This is a genomic window from Bacillus sp. JFL15 (assembly GCF_001184225.1).
Taxonomy (GTDB): Bacteria; Bacillota; Bacilli; order Bacillales; family Bacillaceae; genus Bacillus; species Bacillus siamensis.
The window spans coordinates 2,271,730-2,286,897 of sequence record NZ_KQ236689.1 but is presented as its reverse complement, the minus strand read 5'-3'; the positions used below and the strand labels follow the sequence as shown (position 1 = coordinate 2,286,897).

The 15,168-nt window shown below is 44.6% G+C and carries 21 protein-coding genes and 2 pseudogenes; 8 read left to right on the top strand and 15 right to left on the bottom strand.

The annotated features are described in order from the left end of the window. Position 1: 1 nt before the first annotated feature. From AD710_RS11445 to AD710_RS11420, 7 genes are all read right to left on the bottom strand, one after another. A complete protein-coding gene (locus AD710_RS11445) occupies positions 2-304 on the bottom strand; it encodes an FMN riboswitch-binding regulator RibR (protein WP_049628053.1) in 303 nt (100 codons plus the stop codon). A gap of 29 nt (positions 305-333) precedes the next feature. Then, a complete protein-coding gene (locus AD710_RS19160) occupies positions 334-510 on the bottom strand; it encodes a YezD family protein (protein ID WP_016936952.1) in 177 nt (58 codons plus the stop codon). Between the two features lie 116 nt (positions 511-626). Beyond that, positions 627-1,697: a sulfate/molybdate ABC transporter ATP-binding protein gene (locus AD710_RS11440; protein WP_049628052.1), complete on the bottom strand. Its 1,071-nt coding sequence runs from the start codon at positions 1,695-1,697 to the stop codon at positions 627-629. 13 nt (positions 1,698-1,710) lie between these two features. Beyond that, the gene (gene cysW, locus AD710_RS11435; protein WP_049628051.1) at positions 1,711-2,574 is read right to left on the bottom strand and encodes a sulfate ABC transporter permease subunit CysW; all 864 of its coding nucleotides are present in this window, start codon (positions 2,572-2,574) and stop codon (positions 1,711-1,713) included. A 10-nt stretch (positions 2,575-2,584) separates the two neighbouring features. Further along, a complete protein-coding gene (gene cysT, locus AD710_RS11430; protein ID WP_049628050.1) occupies positions 2,585-3,421 on the bottom strand; it encodes a sulfate ABC transporter permease subunit CysT in 837 nt (278 codons plus the stop codon). A 15-nt stretch (positions 3,422-3,436) separates the two neighbouring features. Further along, positions 3,437-4,507: a sulfate ABC transporter substrate-binding protein gene (locus AD710_RS11425; RefSeq protein WP_082197878.1), complete on the bottom strand. Its 1,071-nt coding sequence runs from the start codon at positions 4,505-4,507 to the stop codon at positions 3,437-3,439. Between the two features lie 239 nt (positions 4,508-4,746). Beyond that, a complete protein-coding gene (locus tag AD710_RS11420) occupies positions 4,747-5,613 on the bottom strand; it encodes an STAS domain-containing protein (RefSeq protein WP_049628049.1) in 867 nt (288 codons plus the stop codon). A gap of 161 nt (positions 5,614-5,774) precedes the next feature. On the opposite strand from AD710_RS11420, the gene AD710_RS11415 reads away from it, so the two are divergent. Further along, entirely contained in the window at positions 5,775-6,137 is a 363-nt protein-coding gene (locus tag AD710_RS11415; RefSeq protein WP_049628048.1) for a VOC family protein, read from the top strand. A gap of 73 nt (positions 6,138-6,210) precedes the next feature. Further along, a complete protein-coding gene (gene hmoA / locus AD710_RS11410; protein ID WP_016936945.1) occupies positions 6,211-6,537 on the top strand; it encodes a heme-degrading oxygenase HmoA in 327 nt (108 codons plus the stop codon). A gap of 32 nt (positions 6,538-6,569) precedes the next feature. On the opposite strand, the gene AD710_RS11405 is transcribed toward hmoA, so the two are convergent. From AD710_RS11405 to AD710_RS11370, 8 genes are all read right to left on the bottom strand, one after another. Then, entirely contained in the window at positions 6,570-7,259 is a 690-nt protein-coding gene (locus AD710_RS11405) for a YetF domain-containing protein (RefSeq protein ID WP_045927133.1), read from the bottom strand. A 104-nt stretch (positions 7,260-7,363) separates the two neighbouring features. Further along, positions 7,364-7,642, bottom strand: a complete 279-nt coding sequence (locus AD710_RS11400; RefSeq protein WP_049628047.1) for a YesK-like family protein — start codon at positions 7,640-7,642, stop codon at positions 7,364-7,366. 30 nt (positions 7,643-7,672) lie between these two features. Continuing rightward, positions 7,673-8,206 (bottom strand): GNAT family N-acetyltransferase, encoded by a 534-nt coding sequence (locus tag AD710_RS11395; protein WP_049628046.1) that lies wholly within the window; start codon positions 8,204-8,206, stop codon positions 7,673-7,675. An 88-nt stretch (positions 8,207-8,294) separates the two neighbouring features. Then, complete coding sequence (gene cotJC / locus AD710_RS11390) at positions 8,295-8,864, bottom strand: spore coat protein CotJC (protein ID WP_013351314.1); 570 nt, start codon at positions 8,862-8,864, stop codon at positions 8,295-8,297. Between the two features lie 14 nt (positions 8,865-8,878). Further along, on the bottom strand, positions 8,879-9,142 hold the full coding sequence (cotJB, locus tag AD710_RS11385; RefSeq protein ID WP_007408934.1) for a spore coat protein CotJB: 264 nt from the start codon (positions 9,140-9,142) through the stop codon (positions 8,879-8,881). Beyond that, on the bottom strand, positions 9,126-9,374 hold the full coding sequence (gene cotJA / locus AD710_RS11380; protein WP_003155704.1) for a spore coat-associated protein CotJA: 249 nt from the start codon (positions 9,372-9,374) through the stop codon (positions 9,126-9,128). The genes cotJB and cotJA overlap by 17 nt, the downstream gene beginning before the upstream one ends. 149 nt (positions 9,375-9,523) lie before the next feature. Next, complete coding sequence (locus AD710_RS11375) at positions 9,524-9,820, bottom strand: hypothetical protein (RefSeq protein ID WP_049628045.1); 297 nt, start codon at positions 9,818-9,820, stop codon at positions 9,524-9,526. A gap of 179 nt (positions 9,821-9,999) precedes the next feature. Next, positions 10,000-10,719 (bottom strand): YebC/PmpR family DNA-binding transcriptional regulator, encoded by a 720-nt coding sequence (locus AD710_RS11370; protein ID WP_014469866.1) that lies wholly within the window; start codon positions 10,717-10,719, stop codon positions 10,000-10,002. Between the two features lie 299 nt (positions 10,720-11,018). On the opposite strand from AD710_RS11370, the gene AD710_RS11365 reads away from it, so the two are divergent. From AD710_RS11365 to AD710_RS19150, 6 genes and pseudogenes are all read left to right on the top strand, one after another. After that, entirely contained in the window at positions 11,019-12,887 is a 1,869-nt protein-coding gene (locus AD710_RS11365) for a T7SS effector LXG polymorphic toxin (RefSeq protein WP_049628044.1), read from the top strand. A gap of 22 nt (positions 12,888-12,909) precedes the next feature. After that, positions 12,910-13,116 (top strand): bacteriocin immunity protein, encoded by a 207-nt coding sequence (locus tag AD710_RS11360; protein ID WP_049628043.1) that lies wholly within the window; start codon positions 12,910-12,912, stop codon positions 13,114-13,116. Positions 13,117-13,313: 197 nt separating this feature from the next. Beyond that, on the top strand, positions 13,314-13,790 hold the full coding sequence (locus AD710_RS11355; RefSeq protein WP_049628042.1) for an antitoxin YezG family protein: 477 nt from the start codon (positions 13,314-13,316) through the stop codon (positions 13,788-13,790). Positions 13,791-13,872: 82 nt separating this feature from the next. Continuing rightward, positions 13,873-14,361 carry an immunity protein YezG family protein gene (locus AD710_RS11350; protein WP_049628800.1) on the top strand — a complete coding sequence of 163 codons (489 nt, stop codon included), beginning with the start codon at positions 13,873-13,875 and terminating at the stop codon, positions 14,359-14,361. Between the two features lie 85 nt (positions 14,362-14,446). Next, positions 14,447-14,675 (top strand): annotated as a pseudogene (locus AD710_RS19155) (bacteriocin immunity protein). Between the two features lie 100 nt (positions 14,676-14,775). Next, positions 14,776-15,149 (top strand): annotated as a pseudogene (locus tag AD710_RS19150) (immunity protein YezG family protein). Positions 15,150-15,168: the final 19 nt, after the last annotated feature.

The window sequence follows — 15,168 nt, the reverse complement described above, 5'->3', positions numbered from 1 at the left end:
ATCAGGCCTGGCGTTTTGCTGCACACTCCTGCATATTCATGAAATCATACAGTTTTTTCGTCAATCCGCCGTGCCCGAATCGGATATTCCCCTTCTGTCCCGGCGTTTTCGCATAATCGAGAAACGCCAGCACATAAAGACGCCTGACGGGAACGGGAATGATGCCCGCATCATAAAACCAGCCGTCAATTGTATTCAGCACGCCTTTATTTATGCCGTATTGCTTCGTGCACCAATGCAGAAAGCGCACTTCGGGCAGGTGCAGATACCGGCTCTCCCGGAAAGGAACAGTTGAATGCTTCATATGTACCGCCTCCTGTCATTGGCCGTTTTTTAAGATTGCTGTTTTGCTTCTTTGCTCTTCAGGGAAAATCGATATTTCTCCACCTTATCAATTTGTGTCACTTGGGAATTATGAACCGTAATCTGAACAGTCCCGAAATCGATCGTTTCCAGCGCACTGATAATCTTTTCAACCACATGCGGATCTACGTTTCCTTTGGACGTCATCATGCTCCCCCTTTACGTCTGGCCGTTCATCTTAAGACAATGATTTTTAATTCATACTATTCTGATAAGAAATATATAATTATACTATTATGTTTCCCTCCAAAAATCAATAACATTTACACGATTTTTGGATATGATTTCGTCGCGAATACTTTCACTTCCTTCGCTTTGACATAAACTGTGTCACCGACACCGGCCCCCAAGTCGTCATATTGCTCCTTTGAAAGCTCAATCTCCAAATGCTGGCCTGTGTCGGTACGGACGGCTTCCAATCTGACGGACGGCCCGATGGCGCGGATATGCGCCGCCTTTGCTTCAAACGAATTCAGACTGGACGGATTTTTTTCTACGGTAAAATGATGGGGCCTCACATAAGCGATCCCCCTGTCCTGATCAGCATGCCCGACAGGTAATACCGCATTTCCGGTGATCAGCTTTCCTCCTTCCACTTTTCCTTCAAATACATTGACACTGCCAAGAAAGTCGTACACAAACGGATTTGCGGGGTAATCATAGACCTCCTGCGGCGTTCCGATCTGTTCAATCGCACCTTCATTCATAATGACGATGCGGTCGGCCACATCAAGCGCTTCTTCCTGGTCGTGAGTGACGAAAATACTTGTCATGCTGAATTCATCATGAAGCCGCCTGAGCCATTGTCTCAATTCTTTTCTTACTTTTGCGTCGAGCGCGCCGAACGGTTCATCCAAAAGCAAAATTTTCGGTTCTACGGCCAAGGCGCGTGCGAGGGCAGCTCTCTGCCTTTGTCCGCCTGACAGCTGCGAAGGGTAGCGCTTTTCATAAGGTTCCAGTTTTACAAGAGCGAGAAGCTCTCTGACCTTTTCGGCAATTTCTTTTTTTGCAGGGCGCTGCTTTCGCGGACGGACTTTTAATCCGTAGGCGACATTTTCAAAGATTGTCATCTTGCTGAATAACGCATAGTGCTGAAACACAAAACCGACATGTCTGCTTTTCACATGCGTATTTGTCACATCTTGTCTTCCGAACAGGACACGCCCCCCATCCGCCTGCTCAAGGCCGGCAATAACTCTCAGCAATGACGTTTTGCCTGAGCCTGACGGGCCGAGAAGTGCGACCAGCTCGCCATTATTGACGTGAAGATTGATATCCCGCAATGCTTGATAGTTTCCGTAATGCTTAGAAATACTGTCGATCGTAATCTCCATAATGACTCCTTCCTCACCCGGCTTTGGCAGAGCGATAACCGGCTTTCCATTCAATGATGTTTTTCAAAAACAGTGTCACAATCGCAAAAACCGACATGACAGAAGCCACCGCAAAAGCGGCCGTAAACTGATATTCGTTGTACAAAATTTCGATATGAAGCGGGAGCGTGTTGGTAACACCCCTGATATGGCCGGAAACGACTGATACGGCGCCGAATTCGCCGATTGTCCGGGCCGTGCTTAAAATCACCCCGTAGATCAGCCCCCATTTGATATTAGGAAGCGTGACATGCCAAAACGTTCTCCAGCCTCCAGCACCAAGGGTGACGGACGCTTCTTCTTCAGCATTTCCCAAGCTTTGCATAAGCGGTATTAATTCCCGGGCGATGAAAGGGAGCGTCACAAACAAGGATGCAAGCACGATGCCCGGGACGGCGAATACGATTTTTATCTGGTGATCAAGTAAAAATGGACCAAGCCAGCCGTGAAGCCCGAACAAAAGAACAAAGATTAAGCCCGCGATCACCGGAGACACGGCAAACGGCAGATCAATCAGTGTCATAAACAGACTTTTCCCCCTGAATTCATATTTGGTCACAGCCCACGCCGCGGCAACGCCGAACAGCGTATTCAGCGGAACCGTGATGAAAACGACGAGGAGCGTCAATTTCATCGCGGCAAGGGAATCCGGATGCGTGACAAAGAGGATATAGGCCTCCGCCCCCTTTTTAAAAGCTTCAATAAATATAAATGCAAGCGGCATGATTAAAAATATGGACAAAAAGAGCAGAACCGCTGAGATCAGCACCCATTTCACAACGGGTGATTCCCGCATCTCCCGCTTTGGTGCGGCTGTTTTGGCTGTTTCCAGCTGCATGGAAAATCCCCTACCTTCCTGCGTATTTTCTCGCGGTGAGCCATTGCAATCCATTGATGATGAATAAAATGAAAAATGTGATGACAAGCATGACTGCCGCAACAGCCGTTGCCCCGGCATAATCGTACTGCTCTAGTTTCGTCATAATGATCAGCGGGGAAATCTCGGTTTTAAACGGCATATTGCCCGCGATAAATACAACAGAACCATACTCCCCGAGAGCGCGGGCAAAGGATAATGCAAAACCCGATAGAATAGAAGGAAACAGCTCCGGCAGAATGACCCTTCGAAAGGTTTTCCATTTTGAGGCTCCGAGTGAGGCAGATGCTTCTTCCGTTTCTTTTTGGAGACTTTCTAAGACGGGCTGAACCATCCTGACGACAAAAGGCAGCCCGATAAATGTTAATGCGATGACAATGCCGATCGGCGTAAACGAGATACGGAAAGGAACCAGCTGTCCGATCCATCCGTCCGGCGCATACATCGCCGTCAATGTTATGCCTGCGACGGCGGTCGGCAGTGCAAAAGGCAGATCAACCAGGCCGTCAGCCAGCCTCTTCCCCGGAAAGTCATATCTCGTCAGCACCCAGGCGATGACAACGCCGAAAACCGCATTGATCAAAGCAGCGCAGCCCGCCGTCATGAAGCTCAGACGATAGGAAGCTGCGGCTCTCGGCTCAGAAATGATACGCCAGACGTCCCCGGGGCCCATTGACATGGTTTGAAAAAACACCATTGAGAGCGGCACGATAACCAAAACGGCCATATATAAAAATGTAAATCCCATCGTTAGTCCGAAACCCGGAATCACGGACGGTTTTGTTTTTTTGAAAAGCAGTGTTCTCATCATCGTTTCCTCTTTCTATTTCCCATAGATGCTGTCAAAGGTTCCGCCGTCATTGAAATGGGTTTCCTGCGCTTTTTTCCAGCCGTCGAATTCCTTTTCGACCGTCACTGTTTTGATATGCGGGAATTGTTTTTCATACTTTTTCAGAACCTCTTTATCGCGTGGCCGGTAAAAATTCTTCGCGGCGATCTCCTGTCCTTTTTTGCTGTAGAGATAGGATAAATATGCTTCAGCCGCTTTTTTTGTTCCTTTTTTATCCGCCGTTTTGTCGACGACAGAGACAGGAGGCTCAGCAAGAATGCTGATTGAAGGATTGACAATCTCAAACTTTTCCTTGCCGAATTCCTTCAGTGTGAGATAGGCCTCATTTTCCCAAGCGATCAATACATCCCCCATCCCTCTTTCTGTAAAACTGGTCGTTGCCCCCCGCGCCCCTGAATCAAGTACTTCCACATTGCCGTAGAGGTCTTTCATAAACTGTTTGATTTTCGTTTCGTCATGATGATACGTTTCATCCGCATATGCCCAGGCCGCTAAATAGTTCCATCTGGCTCCGCCGGATGTTTTCGGATTGGGCGTAATGACAGAAACACCCTTTTTCGCTAAGTCAGCCCAATCAGTGATATGTTTCGGATTTCCTTTTCTGACTAAGAACACAATGGTTGACGTGTAAGGAGTTGATTGATCCGGCAGACGGGACTGCCAGTTTTGATCAATGAGATGGGCTTTTTCGGCTATCGAATCAATGTCATAGCCCAAAGCAAGTGTTACGACATCAGCGTCAAGTCCGTCTATAACGGATCTGGCCTGTTTCCCCGAACCACCGTGCGATTGCTGTACGGTTACATCTTGACCCGTTTTCTTTTTCCAATAAGAAGAAAAGGCCTGATTATACTCTTTATACAGCTCCCGCGTCGGATCATACGATACATTCAGCAGCTGAACGGTTTTTCCGTCTGATGAAGCGCTCCCGGACTCAGACTGACAGGCTGACAGCGTCCCTGCCAGTAAAAGTAATACTAAAAATGCCGTTATTTTTTTCATTTGCCTGATTTCTCCTCTCTTTCTCTGCATAAAAAAAGGCATATTATCTCCTTTAAAAAAAGGAAAATAATATGCCTTCAGTTGACTGATGGGCCATTATACCAGTATCAGATATGGGCAATACGGCCAGCTTTCGTTTGTTTCCGATCAGCTATTTGTGCCGGTTCGATGTGTATAAGAATAATTCAAACTATCCCTAGCTGTCAACTAAGTTTTCGAATATTTAAATTGTTTCCCGCTGACAAAAAAAGCGCCCCGCCTCTGGCCGGAGCACTTTTTTTCTATGCTTTTGTTTCCTCGATCGTACATGTGACACCCATGCTGGCGAGCGCCTGTTCCAGAGAGCCGTAGGTTTGATACGCTGAAAAATCAAGCCCCAATTGGATAGAAGTCTGTGCCACATCAGGCCGAATGCCGGAAAATACGGTTCTGATGCCGAGGAGAAATAACGTTTTCGACAGCATGTACAATTGCTGCGCCACCATCGTATCGACAATGGGCACACCGGACAGATCAATCACAAGGTTTGTGATCCGTTTGGCGACACAGTTTTCCGGCACCGTCTCCAATATCACGCGCGCCCGTCTCGTATCAATCGCGCCGATGAGCGGCAGAGTGCCGATCGTATCCGCGATCAAAATAACCGGACAGCTCAATTCGGAAATAAGCTCCTGCTGAGATGACAGCCTCGCGATCATTAATGTCTGATACTGTTCAGTAAAATCCGTCATCAGCTGATCAAATGAGCCGTTAACAAGGTGATTCCAGCGGCGGACATCCTCTTTTGTTACGATATCCTGATGCTCATCTATAAAACGGGTGACCGCCTCCCAAAAGACGGTTCTTGAATTGCCGATCGCTTCAACGACCTCATGAACCTGCGCGTCCTGCTCCACTCTGCTTTTCGCTACCTGTGCGGCCCATTTTTCTTTGTTATGCTGAAAAACAGCCGGGTCTTCCAAAAAAGCGCTTGCGACGGCCGTGTTCGTAAAGGTATGCTGCTCGATCAGCAGCTGTTTCATTTCCTCACTTAATTGATTCGCAGAATAAAAATGCCCTCTCAGCTTCCGTCTCAGCTTGAGCCATTTTTCCGTCAGCTCGGCCGAATGTGTAATAATATAATCATGAAGTAATTGGTCTTTGTTCACTGCCGTCTCCTCTTTCAAGAATATGTACTTTTGTCTAAATTATAAATCGGAATTGCCGATCGTACTAGAGAAATAAAAAAAAGCCGGCACATTAAAGCTTTCGGTTGCTTTTTTCGCCTGCAGGACACACTATAAAAGAAATGAAACAGGAGGTCAGTAAGATGATCAAAAAAATCGCGACAGTCGCCGTATACACTGATGATCAGCAAAAAGCGAAAACATTCTGGACGGAAAAAGCGGGGTTTGAAACCGTCGCCGAACATCCGATGGGCCCGAATGCCTTCTGGCTTGAAGTAGCGCCAAAAGGAGCCGAGACTCATTTGGTTATCTATCCGAAAGCGATGATGAAAGGGGCCGAGCATATGGAGGCTTCAATCGTATTTGAATGCGAAGATGTCTTTGCCGCGTACGAACAGATGAAAAAAAACGGCGTCACATTTATAGATGAACCGAAACAAATGGAGTGGGGCAGCTTCGTGCAATTTAAAGACGAGGAAGGCCATGTCTTTCTCCTCAAATCGTAATCAGTCATCGCAATTGACTTTGAGAATCATTTTCATTTAAAATAAAGCTTGAAAATGATTGGAGAGATGCCAGATGTTCGTGCAAATCAGAAAAATGACCGTAAAAGAAGGACATGCCGATAAAGTGATCGAACGCTTCAGCTCAGAAGGCGTAATTGAAAAGCAGGAAGGCTTGATTGACGTAACAGTCCTGGAGAAAAAAGTCCGCCGCGGCGATGAAGAAGTCGTCGTCTTAATCCGCTGGGAGTCAGAAGACCATTGGAAGCAATGGGAAAAAAGCGAAGATCACATCGCGGCCCACAAAGCAAACCAAGGCAAGCCGAAACCTGATTACATGCTTGGGACGGACGTCGGTATGTATCATGTCAAAGCCGTTAAAACAGGCGTACACGGAAAATAATAAAGAGCGTTTGCCCCGGGGCAAAGCTCTTTTTATTTTTTCTCCTCATACGGCAGGACGAACAGCGGTTTATCGGGCTTCCATTCCGCATACAACACGTCCTCCGTTTTTTTGATGTTTTGCTTTTTCAGGTCTTGCATCAGCTGTTCTTCTTCCACCCCGGCTTCTTTCAGGTTTTCGTGCAGCACTTCACCGTCAATAATCAGTGTGACCGGTAAAGAGACCTGCTTCGGTTTTATTTGCATGTCGCCGTTTTTCGTCGTGTCGTACGGAAATTTCGGCAGGACGCTGACCATCCCGTTTGTTTCTAAAATCGCATATTCCGCTTCCTGTATGGAAAAGCAGTTCGCCTGTCTGAGAAGGCTCTGCAGCTGATTAATGTCCAGTTTATTTTTTTTCAGCACATCATATTTCAGTTTTCCTTTATGAATGACAATGTTCGGCTCGCCTTCCAACAGCTTTCTGGAGCTTTTCACTTTCTGCGTAATCAGTTCGATGAAATAGATTAAAATCCCCCATAACAGAGAAGCAAAAATGATTTCAACGATCCTGACGCCTTTATCATACACCGCATTTCCGACCAATTCGCCGAGGATAAGCGCCGAAATAAAATCAAATGGCGTAATCTGTGAGAATTGAGTTTTTCCGAGCAATTTTAAAATCACAAATAAAATACCCAAACCGCATACTAATTCCCAAGCCACTGTAAATAAATGTCCCATATCTGCACCTTCTTCTTAAAAGTCATTACCATTATGGACATCCGCCTGTTTTCTATACAGCGGCCGAAAACACAAAAAACACAGCCGCAGCCGCGTTTCTCAGTTTAATGTTTTTGATTCGATTTCACGGCCCGAACGCACGTCTCAGCAACATAACCGACGGCCGCTCCGAAACCGGCAAACATCGCAGCAAGGCCCAGGCCCATCCCTTCCCAGCCGCCGACACCGAAAATGCTGTAAACAACCGTACCGAATGCAGCAAGGCCCAGTACCGCCAAAAGGCATTCAGGCCACATCTTTTTCGGCCATTTTTTACGGAGAACAGCCGATACGGCAAAATTAAGACAAAACGCGGCCAGACAGATCAGATAAAAATATCCCATGTCTCTTGCACCTCCGTCATGAGGAGCTTTTTATTTGCTCATCTCTTTTTCAAACAAATGATAACCTGATGCAAATCCTTTTGATTCGTATCCCATCCCGCTGTAAAACGACTGAAGCGCCTTGTTATCAGACACGCAATCGAGCCGGATTTTTGTTTTTCCCGGACAAGACACCCCCGTCTCCGCCCAAGTCATGATCGTCCGGCCGAGTCCCGCGCCTGCATACCGCCTGTTAATCGCCAGCCGATGCAGATATACGGATTCTCCATGTCCCTCATTGCCCCATAGACGTCTGTCCCACTCGCTTGCTTCGGGGAGCAGCATGACGACACCGGCCAGCTCAGCTTTCTGCCTGAATAGAAAAACATGTCCTTTGGCGATTGCCTCCCGCATATTGTGGGTATCTTCTCCTTGCAAAAGCCCGCTCCACTGGTTTGATCCTTTATCCCGAAGCCATTCCGCCGCTGACACGAGCAGCTCCATAACCTCTTTTGTATCATCCTTCCGGGCAGGGGTGACCCGGAAGGCTCCCGCCGTCTCTTCCGTAATCGTAAATGGTGTCATAAAATCCTCCCGTAATCAGAATATTCGACACCTTCATTATAGACCAAACGCAGAAAGGAAAAAAACAGCCGTCATGTTTGAGGGCCGTTTAAAAAATTTTCTTCTTATCACGTTCTTCTTTTAAAATCTCAACCGCTTCCCTGAAACGCATGGAGTGAACGATTTCACGCTCACGCAGAAAACGGAGTGAATCATTCAGGTCAGGGTCATCGGAAATATCAATAATCCATTGATACGTCGCTCTCGCCTTCTCCTCAGCCGCGATATCTTCATATAAATCAGCGATCGGGTCTCCCTTTGCCTGTATGTAAGACGCCGTGAACGGAACTCCGGCCGCATTATGATAAAACAGCGCGCTGTCATGGTTGACGTAATGGTCGCTGAGCCCTGCATCACGCAGCTGCTGCGGGGTCGCATCTTTTGTCAGCTTATAAATCATCGTCGCAATCATTTCCAAATGGGCAAACTCCTCCGTGCCGATATCCGTCAGCAGGCCGATCACCTTATCAGGAATCGTGTAGCGCTGGTTTAAATACCGGAGCGCGGCGGCTAATTCGCCGTCAGCCCCGCCGTATTGTTCAATCAAAAACTTAGCCAGCATCGGGTTACATGTGCTCACTTTAACCGGATACTGCAGCTTTTTTTCATATACCCACATTTACAGATCCCTCCTTATACTTGCCACGGCCAAGGACCGCGGCCCCAATCCCACTGCGCGCCAACCTGACTCACGCCAAATTGCAGAAGCGGTCCGTACTCAGGTTCAAACCGTTTTCTCAGCTGCCTTGAGTACCGGGAATATTCATGAAACTGCTGAAGCGCGAGACGGTCATGGGGATGCGTATCCAGATAAAGCGTCAGCTCCACCAAGACAAAGTCCGCCGCCTGGATTTGCTCCAGCAGCCGATAGTATTCATCATCAATCTTTTTCGCCATATTCGATTCCCCCCCGATAAGGATTATCATAGAAATCGTAAAGATCCTTCCAAAGGGTCCCTTTTCTCAATGCCTCCATCGGAGAAAACTGCTCCAAGTGATACGGCTGAAACCGCATATAAAGATGCGGCGGCGTTCTGTAGTATTTTCTCCCGATCGGCGGGCAGGGATCAAACCGGCTGTGGAAGGGCTTATAAGATTTAACCGGTGTAAACGGCTGATTTTCTTTCATTACGACGATCCTCCTTTCCTAAACACATGACCTTAATAGGTATGAACCCGTAACGGCATTTATGCCCCGCAAGAAATGAAAAAAGCCCGCGCTTAGAAACGGTCACAAAAAAACACTCTTGCTGTCCAAGAGTGCTTTTTCCCGAATGGTCAGATATATTGACTGTCCCGATGATGGAACGGGTAGCCGCCGTAGCCTCCGCCATAGCCGCCAAAACCGTATCCCGGGTAGCCTCCAAACCCTCCATAGCCGCCATAGCCGCCGTAGCCGCCGTAACCGCCAAAACCGTATCCCGGGTAGCCGTAGCCTCCGCCGAAACCGTATCCCGGATATCCTCCGAAGCCGCCGTAGCCGCCAAAACCGTATCCCGGGTAGCCGCCGTAGCCTCCAAACCCTCCATAGCCGCCGCCAAAGCCGCCGCCGTAAATCGGTCTTCTTTCATCCATGATTTATCGCTCCTTCACATAGGTTACAGTCCAGTTTATGACATGCGGAAGGAAACGTATGGGCATCCGCCCAGTTTTGGCGAAATAATCAATAATTGCTTACGGAGAAATACGATACAGGCCGGCCGCATAAGCAAAATAAAAAGGCCGGAACTTATGCCGCCCCGGCCTTTTTGTCTTTATTCGCCTAAATCTACATTGTGATAAACCTGCTGTACGTCTTCCAAATCTTCCAACACATCGATCAGCTTTTCAAATTGAGCTTTCGCATCTTCGGGAAGCTCGATTTCATTTTGCGCAAGCATCGTCAGCTCCGCAACTGTGAACTCTTCAACACCGGCATTTTTGAATGCCTCTTGTACGGCATGGAATTGATCAGGCTCAGCATACACGATAACACTGTCATCCTCTTCTAAGATATCGCGCACGTCCACGTCAGCTTCCATCAGCAATTCCAGCGCTTCATCCGCCGTCTTGCCTTCAACGCCGATAACGGCAGTCGCATCGAACATGTAAGCGACAGACCCGCTCACACCCATATTTCCTCCGTTTTTCCCGAATGCGGCACGAACTTCAGGCGCCGTGCGGTTTACATTATTCGTTAACGCATCAACGATGATCATTGAACCGTTCGGCCCGAAACCTTCGTAACGCAGCTCGTCAAAGTTCTCCTCCGCGCCGCCTTTCGCCTTTTCAATCGCACGCTCAATAATATTTTTCGGCACACTGTACGTCTTTGCGCGCTCAAGCACCACTTTTAACGCCTGGTTCGATTCCGGATCTGGCTCGCCTTGTTTTGCCGCCACATAAATCTCACGGCCGAACTTCGCGTAAATCCGGCTCGTATTTGCGTCCTTTGATGCTTTCTTTTCTTTAATATTGTTCCACTTACGGCCCATTTTGTTCCACTCTCTTTCACGAATTGAATCTGTATGATTAAATACTCTGTTTCTATTATACCTCAGCGATTAGGTTGTTTCGAGTGTAAGACATTAGAAAAAACAGGCACGCCTAAAATCACCGCGGCGCACTAAGCCGAATTTGAGGGTTATTGTACAAAACATAAAAAGCCTCCCTTCATACAGGAAGGAAGTCGCAAGTCAAAAGATTCATTTTATTCTTATTACCTATTTCCTACACTGTATACCCCGATTCACGTGGTAAAATTTTGATATCGAACAAAAGAAAGGATATGGTCATGAAAGTTTTCGAAGCAAACAGCCTGCTGGCCGCTGCCAAACAGCGCGCGGGTGAATACAAAAAACTGCGCGGTCAGATGGTCAACCTGAAAAAAGCGTTTCAAGGCATGGCTGATCTTGGTGACAATGATTTCTCCGGCCGGGGCGCAGACAACATTAAAGCTTTTTTCGAGGACCACGCCGGCGTCACAAACAGTTGGCTTGATCTGATCGATATGAAAATCGCATTTCTCACAAGCCTTCCCGGCAAGGTCGAAGATGCCGGACTTTCCAATTCACATGTAGAAGAATCATTTCTGGAACACGAGCTCACCCACGCCCTCAGTAAATCAAAGGCAATTATGGAAGAGCAGAAAAAGGACATGCGCTCCATCCTCGGAGAGATCGAAGACATCATCTCGCTTGATCTGTTTTCAACCGAAAACACGGATCAGAAGCTCTCTTCAGCTGACAAAAAAAGAAGCGAAACAATACATAAGCTCGGCAAGCTTGATCACGATCTAATGAAAGAATACGCAGAAACCGAAGCGAACGAACAGTTCATCCAAGCTGACTTCCAGCAGCTTCAAAACGCCACGGGCAAAGGAAAAAGCGCCACGCCGCTTCACTACAATGCCAAGGCGTACCGTGAAAGCGACATCCATAAGAAAAAAGGCGATATCGCAAGACATTCGGATGCTTATTTGACGATCAAAAAGGAAGAAGCGAAAGAGCGTGAAATCAAGGATCTAAAGAAAAAGCTGGCTGATGGCGTCACCGACCCGGATGAGTATTTGGAAATCGCGAAGAAGATCGGCTATGAAAACCTTGAACCCGCTCAGGTGCAATATGTGATGCAGCTTGAACAAGCAAAACAACTCGAAGAAGTCGGAGAAACGGCTTGGGACATCGTCAAAGGAATAGGCGTCGGCCTTTATGATGTCGGAAAAGACACCGTAACCGGCGTCAAAGATCTGGCTGTCGGCGCATGGGATTTTTACCATCTCTCCGATGAACAAAAAGTCGCTAAAACCATATCGGCTGTATTGAACACGCCCTCCTACGCAAAAATCATATGGACAAACCTGGCGGATTCATGGAATGATAAAATGGTTAACGGGGATGCGTATTCAAGATCACATTACATCACCTACGCCATCGGGAGCATCGTCGGACTAAAAGGTTCCGGCTCAGCTGTAAAAGTAACAAGCAAGCTCGCGAAAACAGGCGCCGCCAAAGTGGATAACGTCTTGGAAGCCGGAGAAAAAGCGGCTGCAAAACATGTAAAAACCGGGATTGAAAAAGGACAAAACTACATCAATTCCTTTTCGAAAAACAAGTACGAACCCGCGCTTGCCGGAATAGCACAGGATATTGAAAATACTCACAATGTGAAGAATACGCCTTTGTTAAAGAAAATTATAGAAGAAACTAAAGAATCTAGCATTCTGTTTACCAAAAGAAACATTCCAGGTGTTGCAACTGGTAAAGCAATTCCAAGCAGAGGGCTTCAGCTTCAAGAAAGACTAATGTACAATAATGGTAAATTAGGGGTTATACCTCAAGAAGTACGTAAACAGCTCCTTGGGAAGGAGTTCAAATCATTTGATGAGTTCAGAAAAGAATTCTGGAAATCAATAGCAAACACTGAATATGCAAATGAATTTAATAAAAATAACATAGCAAGAATGAAAAACGGGAATTCCCCTATCGCGCCTAAAAAAGAGCATTACGGTAAACATAAGTCATATATTTTACACCATAAACAACCTATTGATAAAGGTGGGGATGTGTATAATTTAGATAATCTAATTATTACTTCTCCCAAAATGCATCAAGAGATACTAGATCCGGCTTATCATTTCGGAAAAAAAGGAAGTAAAAATTAAATGTAGAAAGGAAGAATTAGACTTGAATAAAATGTCAAAAGAAGAATTAGTCTCATTGGTGAAAAAAATTATGAATCCTGAATTAGAAGATGAGGTAATTGGTAAATACATCGATTTATTAGAAGAAAATGTCCCTCATCCTGCACCAAGTGATTTAATTTTTTGGAGCGATGAAAAATACACAGCGGAGCAAATTGTGGAGATTGCTCTAAACTATAAAGAAGAGTAATCACACTATAGCCCGTAACCTTCAATAACAATTAAGATGTTTTGTCCAATTAGGACTCTAAGGGTGAAATTTTAAAGTTCTCATATAATTTACACCGATGGACTTAAATAGTACCCCCACCGTCTATTGGTATTGGAATCTACAAAACAAAAATAGCTCTTCTCTACTGGGCTATTTTTGTTTCTGGAGATGATTTTATGGAGACTCAAAAAATGGATTTATTATATCAAAAAATAGCAGAACAAATTAATGAAATGATTCCAGCAGAATGGAAAAAAGTTATTCTTTATGCTGAAATTCTCGACGATTCATCTGAGGTTTTCTTTTATTTCAATACTCCACATAGTGAAGATTTTATATATTCTCATAATATCCCTGAACACTATCATGTCAGTGAGTTGATTTATGAGGAGCTACTATTTGACTTGCATGACTTATTCGAGGAATTACGAGATGAATTTAAAGAAAACAATCAAGATATATGGACTAATCTAACACTTAATCTGGGGATAAGCGGAGAATTTTCGATAGATTATAATTATGAAGACGTTATTCAATCTCCATATACCCTCTCTCAAAGACAAACAATCTGGACTTATAAAAATGTAGGAATTTATCCTAAGAGTAAACCTTTAAAATCCTTTTTAGAGCAGTACCTAAATTCTCAAAATTAAAAACCCCCTCCTTTATTTGGGGGTTTTTTGATATAAATGATCCTTATAAATTACCAATTATAATGCTGGAGGCTGATTCTTGTTGGAAAATGAATTAAATGCATTATATAGAAGCATAGCTGAAACCGTTAACCAAATGATACCAGAACCATGGGAGAAATTTTTGTTCTATGCTCAGATTTCAGAGACAGGCGGAGGCACTTACTTTTTTTACAATTCTCAAAATGAACCTAATCATTTTAAGTACAGTCTTGAAATTCCGTTTGAATTTGATATTGACGTAAATGAATTCGATCAGTATGAGATGGAATTATTTAAACTAAGCGAAAAAATGAGAGATGTTTTCAAAGATCATGACCAAGAATTATTTTATTCTTTCACTCTTAGCCTAGAAAGATCAGGAAAATTAACTGTCAACTTTGATTATACAGATTGGTTTAAGACAGATTATAGTTTCAGTGATCAGCTTATCATCTGGAAATTCAAATATTTAAGGGAAGAACCTAAGGATCCATCATTACAAAAATTAATAAAAAAATATTTAGATGAATATCCTGAAAATCCAATTTAATTTTTATAAGAACATGATAATGCTGTATTAAATAAGAAAATATCCAAATGTCATAAACGAATTATTCTCTAAAGGGAGTATAAAAATGGATAATCTGACAAAAAAAAGAATTAATCTCTCTTGTAAAGGAAATAATGAACTCAACATTAGAGGATGAGAAAGTCAGTGAATATCTTGCTTTATTAGAGAAAAATGTACCTCATTCGGCACCAAGCGATTTAATATTCTGGAGCAATGAAAATTACACAGCGGAGCAAGTCGTAAGAATTGTTCTTAACTATAAAGATGAGTCGTCTATCAAACCATTAAACTGATATAGCAACTCTCAAATGGGATAGAGATGATAAAGTCGCGAGATTAAAAGAGATTGAAAAATAAAAGAGTAGTAAATTATATCGAGAGCTAGCGGAACAAATTTATGAACTGATTCCTGCATAATGGAATAAAGTTTCTCTATACGCAGAGATTTTAGCTGACTCTAGAAAATTATACTTTTTCTTTAATGCAAAAAATATTTATGATGACTTGTTAATCGAGCTACAAGATTTATTTTATGAACTAAGGGATGAATGGAAAGCGAATAACTCAGATGTGTGGACTAACCTTATACTCAAGCAGAGCATACTGGAAAATTTCGAATTGATTATGATTATGAAGATGTTATTGCATCAGAATTAAACAGTACTCAACGTCAAGTTGTTTGGGAATATAAACACTTAGGTTTGGTTCCTACCGGTAAGAAAAACAGGGAGTTCTTGGAATGCTATCTCAATTCGGAAGAAGTATAATCTATTTAATAGCTCAGCC

What these genes read in the sequence shown, in the direction of transcription:
- AD710_RS11445 (WP_049628053.1), bottom strand. Translation starts at nt 304, where the DNA reads ATGAAGCATTCAACTGTTCCTTTCCGGGAGAGCCGGTATCTGCACCTG.
- AD710_RS19160 (WP_016936952.1), bottom strand. Translation starts at nt 510, where the DNA reads ATGACGTCCAAAGGAAACGTAGATCCGCATGTGGTTGAAAAGATTATC.
- AD710_RS11440 (WP_049628052.1), bottom strand. Translation starts at nt 1,697, where the DNA reads ATGGAGATTACGATCGACAGTATTTCTAAGCATTACGGAAACTATCAA.
- cysW (WP_049628051.1), bottom strand. Translation starts at nt 2,574, where the DNA reads ATGCAGCTGGAAACAGCCAAAACAGCCGCACCAAAGCGGGAGATGCGG.
- cysT (WP_049628050.1), bottom strand. Translation starts at nt 3,421, where the DNA reads ATGAGAACACTGCTTTTCAAAAAAACAAAACCGTCCGTGATTCCGGGT.
- AD710_RS11425 (WP_082197878.1), bottom strand. Translation starts at nt 4,507, where the DNA reads ATGCCTTTTTTTATGCAGAGAAAGAGAGGAGAAATCAGGCAAATGAAA.
- AD710_RS11415 (WP_049628048.1), top strand. Translation starts at nt 5,775, where the DNA reads ATGATCAAAAAAATCGCGACAGTCGCCGTATACACTGATGATCAGCAA.
- hmoA (WP_016936945.1), top strand. Translation starts at nt 6,211, where the DNA reads ATGTTCGTGCAAATCAGAAAAATGACCGTAAAAGAAGGACATGCCGAT.
- AD710_RS11405 (WP_045927133.1), bottom strand. Translation starts at nt 7,259, where the DNA reads ATGGGACATTTATTTACAGTGGCTTGGGAATTAGTATGCGGTTTGGGT.
- AD710_RS11400 (WP_049628047.1), bottom strand. Translation starts at nt 7,642, where the DNA reads ATGGGATATTTTTATCTGATCTGTCTGGCCGCGTTTTGTCTTAATTTT.
- AD710_RS11395 (WP_049628046.1), bottom strand. Translation starts at nt 8,206, where the DNA reads ATGACACCATTTACGATTACGGAAGAGACGGCGGGAGCCTTCCGGGTC.
- cotJC (WP_013351314.1), bottom strand. Translation starts at nt 8,864, where the DNA reads ATGTGGGTATATGAAAAAAAGCTGCAGTATCCGGTTAAAGTGAGCACA.
- cotJB (WP_007408934.1), bottom strand. Translation starts at nt 9,142, where the DNA reads ATGGCGAAAAAGATTGATGATGAATACTATCGGCTGCTGGAGCAAATC.
- cotJA (WP_003155704.1), bottom strand. Translation starts at nt 9,374, where the DNA reads ATGAAAGAAAATCAGCCGTTTACACCGGTTAAATCTTATAAGCCCTTC.
- AD710_RS11375 (WP_049628045.1), bottom strand. Translation starts at nt 9,820, where the DNA reads ATGGATGAAAGAAGACCGATTTACGGCGGCGGCTTTGGCGGCGGCTAT.
- AD710_RS11370 (WP_014469866.1), bottom strand. Translation starts at nt 10,719, where the DNA reads ATGGGCCGTAAGTGGAACAATATTAAAGAAAAGAAAGCATCAAAGGAC.
- AD710_RS11365 (WP_049628044.1), top strand. Translation starts at nt 11,019, where the DNA reads ATGAAAGTTTTCGAAGCAAACAGCCTGCTGGCCGCTGCCAAACAGCGC.
- AD710_RS11355 (WP_049628042.1), top strand. Translation starts at nt 13,314, where the DNA reads ATGGAGACTCAAAAAATGGATTTATTATATCAAAAAATAGCAGAACAA.